The organism is Brenneria tiliae, assembly GCF_023347575.1.
GTDB lineage: Bacteria > Pseudomonadota > Gammaproteobacteria > Enterobacterales > Enterobacteriaceae > Brenneria > Brenneria corticis.
This window is the reverse complement of the sequence record NZ_JAKPCB010000089.1, coordinates 153,949-160,980: the sequence shown is the minus strand read 5'-3', so window position 1 is coordinate 160,980 and position 7,032 is coordinate 153,949. Positions and strand designations below refer to the sequence as shown.

Sequence of the window (7,032 nt, the reverse complement as noted above, 5' to 3'; positions counted from 1 at the left end):
ATGGACAATGCCGCTCCAGAACTGGAATTTGACTTTGTCGCAGTTAGCCATTTATTTTGAGGGACGGCTGAATAACGTGATTACGCTATAACGATTTTATCGTGACACGGAATTCTGAACGCTCTCGCAAAATCAGGTGCCGGGATTGGAACCCCGATGAACCTCACTGGCGACGAGACGCCAACGCGTCTTTTTTTATGTCGCGCGTTTAGCTACACCCAAATTATGGTGGGCTGGGCGGGGGCACCGCAAGGTGCGCCGGTTTCAGTGAGGCCGGTAGTTCCAACCCCGTTCAGTCCACCACCCTGAGATTGGAACCTCTGGTGGTGGTTATAAGTTAACTTCTCACTGGAGGCTGCCATTATGGCTACAACCCTCAACCAGACTCACCCGTTACTTACCCACCCTTTTAATGCCGATACAGATTTTACCGTGCTGGCCGATCATTGTGAAAAGTGCGCAGATACTCAGGCGGAAAGCTACGATCCTGTACTGAAGATGGCTCTCTGCGGTCGGCTTGCCGCCGGTCTTGCGCTGCTGAAACCGGGCCTACGCGATCCCATTCCACCTCACCTGATAGACAGCCTGACCGTTGATACCTTGCCCACAAACTCTCCTCGTTTTGCCCCTGATGCGGATACGCTTTGCGATTACTGTTTTACCCTGACTCAGCTTCTGCTTTGCCGGATGTTTCCGCCACAAGCGGAAGAACAATTGCGCTGGCTATTAGCGGAACTGGTTGATTACTTTGCTTCTGAACTGAAAGCCCCGCGCTGGATACGTACCGCCGACGGTGTGAAATGTATTAATGAGGAGGCGGCATGAATCGACAGGATTGGCACCCCGCCGATATTATTGCGGCGTTGAAAAAGCAGGGGACTTCGCTGGCGGCGGTTTCACGTAACGCGGGGCTGGCCTCTTCCACGCTGGCGAATGCGCTGACAAAACACTGGCCCAAGGGAGAACGACTGATTGCGGAAGCGTTGGGTGTTGCGCCTGCGGAAATCTGGCCTTCCCGTTACCGCAAGCCAGAGGAGCACTAAAGTAAAACAATCTCTCCCGTCCCGTTATCGGTGAATGCGGATAACGGGACGGGAGAAGGCAAGCGAAGCGCGGCAGCTTGTTATTCATAAAATGACTAAAAAATCAACAAACAACTCTATAAAAGCAAAAAACAGTTTTCCCTTTCTGCCTTGTTGCCACGGGTGTAAGTTTTCGCCTGCACAAAATGCTTCACGACCTGATAGAAGCGCCTGATGAATCAGGATGGTCAATCCCTTACCGGCGGCTACCTTTGCAAACCGCCGGGCCATCCTACCGATGGTTAAGGTCATCCTTCACTCTCTGCTCCAATCTATAAACGGCGTGACGGGCTGCGGTCAGCCTTCGCTGCCGCGTGACCGCAATCCTGCACCAGAATTTCAATTTTTAATCACTGCGCCAGTCCAGTGCGTCACTTTAACCGCATCGAGCGGGAAAGTGACGCACCAGCGCCATGTTACTGCACCAGACAATTCCACTGCGCCAGCGTGTGGCGGGATTCTGACACCTTAATTCAACTCACTTTCACTCACAGGAGAACTTGAACCGATACCGGAGGGGGATCAGGACGATCCGGGGGATAACCCGCGCCAGCGGGCGGCTGCTCAGAGAGCACAACCGAAGCCCCACAACACCTCAACGGCTGCCGCCCCGGCGCTCAGGTATCGTTCGTAGCCAGACCCATCATTCAGGGCTATCGGCCTACGCGCCGGGGAAAAGTTGTATCAGATTTTGGAGTTGCGGCAATCATGAAAGGGGGAAATGAAAAAAATGAGTTTTCTGGAGCAGGAAATGAAAACGCTGGCGCGGCAGGGCGGGATGATGTTGGGTCACCACCGGGGTCACGACGCCATCCAAATCGTAAGCCGGATTATATTTGATTACGCCGTGCTGGACGGCGTGGCGCATGATTTTGGTCAGATGCTGACGCACCCGTCCGGCGACGTCATGCACGCCTTTATCGTCGATGGTTTTAACCAACTGCGCCAGATGTCGGGTCTCAACCTGCGCGATATCCATCGCACCGATCGCGGGGAAAACGTAGCGTTTCAGGCAGATGAGAATTTTATCGGCGTGCGCGTCTGACCAGAGCTTAAGGCTGCTGGTGTGCCACGCCTGAGCGACATACTGAAAGGTGCGGGATTCCTCAACGGCGGGATTGTTCGTTTTGCGAAGCTGAGAAGGGCTGATGCCGGATGCCAGCAACTTACGCGTTGCATCGCGCTTTTCGCGGGCTTCCGCCAGCGTAGTCTGAGGGTAGGGGCCAAAGGCTAGACGGCTTTCTTTACCGTCGAGGCGATAGCGGAAATACCATAACTTAGCGCCGCTGGCGGATACGGTCAGGTACAAGCCTTGCGAATCGGTAAGTTTGTAGGATTTTGCGCGGGATTTGGCAGCGCGGATTTTACTGTCATTCAGGGCCATGTGAGGGGCTCCTTCGTTCATCGAACTGAATGACCCGCAATCTGACCCCAAATTTTCCGGATACGAAGGGATAAATCAAAACGCATCGGGAAAGATTTTTACGCCAACCTATTGAATAGCAACAACATAGGAATTGATAGGGAAGCATAAAAAAGAATAATGGTGCCGGACTCGGAATCGAACATCATCTTATTCCTTTGTTTTGAATGACTAAAAGTGATATTTGGTAGTTTTTACCAACGTATTTTTACCAACAAATAATTGATGTTGTCAATTTAAATCAATAAGTTACGTTATTAGGCGTTAGTAGACATCAGCAGACATAAAGAACACCCTGCACTGGATATTCATGAGGTTTTGGGTTAACAGCATCATCCTACCGCTTTTAGTAAAGTTATGTCACCTTATGCCGATACTAATCATGAATGAGTGATTAAAGTGCAAACACTCTTATATATATGGAATAATATCTAATGAAGAGAATAATTTTAGCCACAATTTTAACTGCCATTTCATTTAGCTCATTTTCTTCTACAATATCGAAGGGCTTTTATTGTACCTCATTTGAAAACCTCATATATTTTATGTCAGCAGGTAAGGAAGAAGATGTAAAGTCAATCAATGACATGTTAGTTCAGAGAAAATGTACGTTAGTCAAGGAAACTACTCGTATTGTTTCACCAGAGGTTTTTAAAGAACATTATGTTATCATGCATACAGGCAGCAATGAACAGGCATTTACTCTGAAAGTATTTTTAGATAACTAATTAAACATTATCATCAATATGATATATAAGAGTATTTAATATACAAAAATGCCACAGGTTAAAATAACTATGTGGTATTTTTTTTGGGGATGTATTCAAACACCATTAGAAGGGCACATCTAACATCATCCATTCAGGCCATTTGGCTATGAATCCTGCCATACAAGAATAACCCCATGTGTCTTGATGAATACGGAATTCACTATGCATGCCTTGTAGAGATAACAGCACTTTTTGCTAAAAATAATAACTAATTGTTTTCAATTAACTTAGTTGTCTTTTCTAACTCAAGTTTCATAAAAAATCCAGTATTTTTTTAAAAATGTTGTTGATCGTCATAAGCGATATTCGAATAATACATTCTATCAAATAACAAAAGGAAAAATATATGAAAGAAAAAACAAAACTGATCCGCATTTCTGAAGTAGTCGATCGTACTGGATTTTGTAGAGCGTGGATTTATCGACTGATTAAAAATAATAGTTTCCCGGCTCCCGTAAAAACAGGTGAAAGGTCTATCGCATTCATTGAAAGTGAAGTTGATCAGTGGATTGGCAAAAAATTTAGTTGGAACACTATAAAAAGTAAGGTGAAATATGACAAAGATAGAGATGATGAACTCGTTAGAAGTTTCTCAGCAAGAAAAGATGATGAACCAAATAGTATTGGACGATCATCTATTGAATCAGATTTCAATGACGATAGAACCATTATCAGAAACGATGATGATATTATCAGAGTCAGTCAGTACGGCATTAAACCAGACACAACAGACACTGACAAGAGTGAACAACTCATTGGAAACAACAACAACCGCTTTAAACTCAGCGAAAAATATAATAGACCAACAAACAAAAAGATTGGAAGAGCAACACAAAAAGCTGCACAAATACTCAACAGAGTTAAAAAACAATACAATAAAAAATCAGACTATGATTATAATCAAGGTGGCTTCAATAGTGGGAGTTCTAAATTTAGCGGCGGTTCTATTGGTAGGATACTTGATCATGCAGAAACAGCAAACGCAGCCACCAATCAATTTAGACTCAAGAGCGGTAGCCGTTTCAATAGTAGAGCCGCTAAGATCGAAGGAGTAAGAGAAAAACTTGGAATAAAGAAACCTATTATTCAACCTAAAAAAAATAAAAAGTGATTAAAGAAGAAATAAAGAAAAAACCTGTATATATTGCTGAGTATGAAAATAGATTTAAATCTAAATTGAAATCAAACTTAAAAAAAGAAACATCAAAACAACAACAGCAGGAAGTAGATCAGTTTGTTAAATATCAAGCGTTTAAACCAAAATAAAAGAGGCTTGGAACCTCCTTTATTTTTTGGTATTTAATTGTTATATATCTACATGCTTAAAACAAAAAGAACAGGGTTTAATTTCCTTCAGTCCTGTAAGTTCTTTAGCTTTTTTATAAGCAGACTCCTCTGATAAAGAGCATATTTTTTGATACTGGCCTGTTGTAAATCCAGTTTTCTCTTTATCTGACACAAAAGGGTTTATAGAGTGGCAATTTGCTCGGTGGAGGCATGTGCTATTTATGTCGGATTTCCTTTCCGTACCTTTGGCAGTTTTTAGCAGGTTAATAACGTATCCTTCTGGATTATCGTTTAACCACTCTTTGTACGCATCTTCATTGTTATTGAAAATTAAAGTATCCATAAATCCCCCTATAATATTTTAGCGAAGTCAAACGGCATAATATGCCTTTCTTTGTTTGCGTCCAGATAATCAGCCCACCATTGAAGCATTAACCGCCTTTGGGTAATATGCTTGGCTTTATGAATATAAGCAGCACGAACATCATTTTGTTCTTTATGGCTCATTTGCCTTTCTATAGCGTCTTCAGTCCATATGCCGGATTCAACCAGACTACTACAAGCCATTGTGCGGAAACCGTGGCCGCAAACGTCCTTTTGAGTATCATAGCCCATTTGACGCAAAGCCTTATTTATGGTGTTTTCACTCATTGGTTTTTTGTAATCGTGGCAGCCAATGAAAATCAAACCCTGACCGTCAGAAACATCATGGCTAATCTCTTTCAGTTCTTCGAGTATATTAATGGCTTGATGACTCAAAGGTATATAATGAGGTATCTGCATTTTAGATCCTCGCTCAGAAAATCTAACATTCTCAATCTCATCTCTTTCTGGCGGAATAACCCATAACGCATTATCAAAATCTATTTCGGGCCAACGGGCAAACCTCAATTCACTTGAATGTATGAATACTAACAAAGTGAGTTTTAAAGCTAATACAGTTAATCTACGCCCATTATAAGCATCAATACGAGTAAGTAGATCGGGTATTTTATCAAGTTCAAGCGCTGGATAATGTGTTCTTTTCGGTGTGATTAATGTACCGTCAAGTTCATTAGCTGGATTTTGAGTAATGATATCTTCTTGTACAGCATAACGCATAATAGCTGTAATACGCTGTTTTAAACGTGAAGCGGTTTCGTGTTGGCCTTTCGTCTCAATTTTACGTAAGGGTAAAAGTAGATCACGAGTTTTCAGCGTCTTAATATCTCGTGAACCTATAGCAGGGAAAAGATGATTAATAAGGCTGTTTAGAATCCGTTCGCTGTGTTGAGGTATCCAACGCTCACTGACAGACATTTTTTGTGCCAGTCTCGCGCTACAGCTTCAAACGTAAAATCTCCGCGCTCCTCAGCTTTTACAGCCTTTTTTTGCTGGAGGGGGTCGATACCACTGGCTAACAGAGATTTCATTTCTAAGAGGCTTGTACGAGCTTCTGAGAGCGATACAGAAGGGTAGGTGCCAATCGAGAACACTTTCTGCTTACCATCATAGCGATAAGCCGCTTGCCAGTATTTGGAACCGTTGGGATGCACCAGCAGATAAAGCCCCTTACCATCAGATAGTTTGATCTGCTTGTCGGAAGGCCTGGCGTTTTTTACCGCCATATCAGTTAAGCGAATAGCTGGCCTCCGGTGCTAATGCTGGTAAAAAGCTCATCGAACCGAGTTTACCAACTTTTTTACCAACAAAAAGGGGGCGCTGCCAGTAGATTTTAACTAACGGTAGTAGACGTGGGGAGAGGGATAACTTATTGACTTTATAAAGCAAAACGGACGTCTGTAGACGTCCGTTTCTAAATTATGGTGCCCGGACTCGGAATCGAACCAAGGACACGAGGATTTTCAATCCTCTGCTCTACCGACTGAGCTATCCGGGCAACGGGGCGCATTAAACCGTATTGCCCGGGCGTCGTCAACGGGTTTCTGTCACAAAGCCATGTGCCTGCTCTATTTTCAGGCAATAATGGCGTCAGGTTTTGTTCGCCCGTTTGCCAATCGGCGCGGTTGTGGTTTTTCCCGGCAATGGCGCCTTTTGCCGTCATGCCCGGCTCGGGTGCAAAATTGGGGCCGGGCGTTTCTTGAATTTGGTGAAAAAGAATGCCAATATTGCGCGGTTTTTAACTTTCAGTTCATTTGAACGCGCTGTTCATCTGTGGTTAACGGGGGCTGCTGATATGTCGGATTCATTGCTCATGGTGCCGGGTTACCGCACCGGATCTTTGATGATGTCGCGCTATGCCGCCCGTTTCAGCCGCCTCTCTTCGTCTCTTCGATTATCCTCCTTCGCCACCATGCGGTGAGGCGTTCGTACGCTCACTGTTAGGCATGATTAAAAATAGAGTTTTACTCTGATTTTACTGATGTCTATCGGATGGTGCTGGCTCCAGTTTATCCATTCTTCACCTACAGTTATGGCTGTAGGGATCCTGCGCTTGGCGTTATTGATCGGGCATTGTGATTGGTCGGGA

General features: G+C 44.1%; 8 protein-coding genes, 1 tRNA gene and 3 pseudogenes. 7 read left to right on the top strand and 5 right to left on the bottom strand.

The window, feature by feature from the left end:
• Positions 1-111 precede the first annotated feature (111 nt).
• The 3 genes from MFP24_RS04715 to MFP24_RS04705 are packed head-to-tail and all read left to right on the top strand — an operon-like array spanning position 112 to position 1,043.
• Entirely contained in the window at positions 112-309 is a 198-nt protein-coding gene (locus MFP24_RS04715; protein ID WP_438839184.1) for an ash family protein, read from the top strand.
• Positions 310-363: 54 nt separating this feature from the next.
• The gene (locus MFP24_RS04710) at positions 364-825 is read left to right on the top strand and encodes a hypothetical protein (protein WP_249229279.1); all 462 of its coding nucleotides are present in this window, start codon (positions 364-366) and stop codon (positions 823-825) included.
• A complete protein-coding gene (locus tag MFP24_RS04705) occupies positions 822-1,043 on the top strand; it encodes a helix-turn-helix domain-containing protein (protein WP_249229280.1) in 222 nt (73 codons plus the stop codon). Before MFP24_RS04710 ends, MFP24_RS04705 begins: the two co-directional genes overlap by 4 nt.
• Positions 1,044-1,127: 84 nt before the next feature.
• On the opposite strand, the gene MFP24_RS04700 is transcribed toward MFP24_RS04705, so the two are convergent.
• Positions 1,128-1,334 carry a hypothetical protein gene (locus MFP24_RS04700; RefSeq protein WP_249229281.1) on the bottom strand — a complete coding sequence of 69 codons (207 nt, stop codon included), beginning with the start codon at positions 1,332-1,334 and terminating at the stop codon, positions 1,128-1,130.
• 484 nt (positions 1,335-1,818) lie between these two features.
• Positions 1,819-2,466 (bottom strand): annotated as a pseudogene (locus tag MFP24_RS04695) (tyrosine-type recombinase/integrase); the annotation flags it as partial.
• A gap of 473 nt (positions 2,467-2,939) precedes the next feature.
• Here MFP24_RS04695 and MFP24_RS04690 point away from each other — a divergent pair.
• From MFP24_RS04690 to MFP24_RS04680, 3 genes and pseudogenes are all read left to right on the top strand, one after another.
• On the top strand, positions 2,940-3,233 hold the full coding sequence (locus tag MFP24_RS04690; protein WP_249229282.1) for a hypothetical protein: 294 nt from the start codon (positions 2,940-2,942) through the stop codon (positions 3,231-3,233).
• Positions 3,234-3,621: 388 nt separating this feature from the next.
• A pseudogene (locus tag MFP24_RS04685) lies at positions 3,622-3,795 on the top strand (helix-turn-helix transcriptional regulator); the annotation flags it as partial.
• Positions 3,796-4,382: 587 nt separating this feature from the next.
• Positions 4,383-4,541 carry a hypothetical protein gene (locus MFP24_RS04680; protein WP_249229283.1) on the top strand — a complete coding sequence of 53 codons (159 nt, stop codon included), beginning with the start codon at positions 4,383-4,385 and terminating at the stop codon, positions 4,539-4,541.
• Positions 4,542-4,581: 40 nt separating this feature from the next.
• Here MFP24_RS04680 and MFP24_RS04675 read toward each other — a convergent pair whose 3' ends face one another.
• The 3 genes and pseudogenes from MFP24_RS04675 to MFP24_RS04665 all read right to left on the bottom strand — a co-directional run bounded on the left by MFP24_RS04675 (position 4,582) and on the right by MFP24_RS04665 (position 6,441).
• Positions 4,582-4,905 (bottom strand): hypothetical protein, encoded by a 324-nt coding sequence (locus MFP24_RS04675; protein WP_249229284.1) that lies wholly within the window; start codon positions 4,903-4,905, stop codon positions 4,582-4,584.
• Between the two features lie 8 nt (positions 4,906-4,913).
• A pseudogene (locus MFP24_RS04670) lies at positions 4,914-6,184 on the bottom strand (tyrosine-type recombinase/integrase).
• A gap of 181 nt (positions 6,185-6,365) precedes the next feature.
• Positions 6,366-6,441, bottom strand: a tRNA-Phe gene (locus MFP24_RS04665).
• Positions 6,442-6,540: 99 nt separating this feature from the next.
• Here MFP24_RS04665 and MFP24_RS04660 point away from each other — a divergent pair.
• Positions 6,541-6,864, top strand: a complete 324-nt coding sequence (locus MFP24_RS04660; protein WP_249229285.1) for a hypothetical protein — start codon at positions 6,541-6,543, stop codon at positions 6,862-6,864.
• Positions 6,865-7,032: the final 168 nt, after the last annotated feature.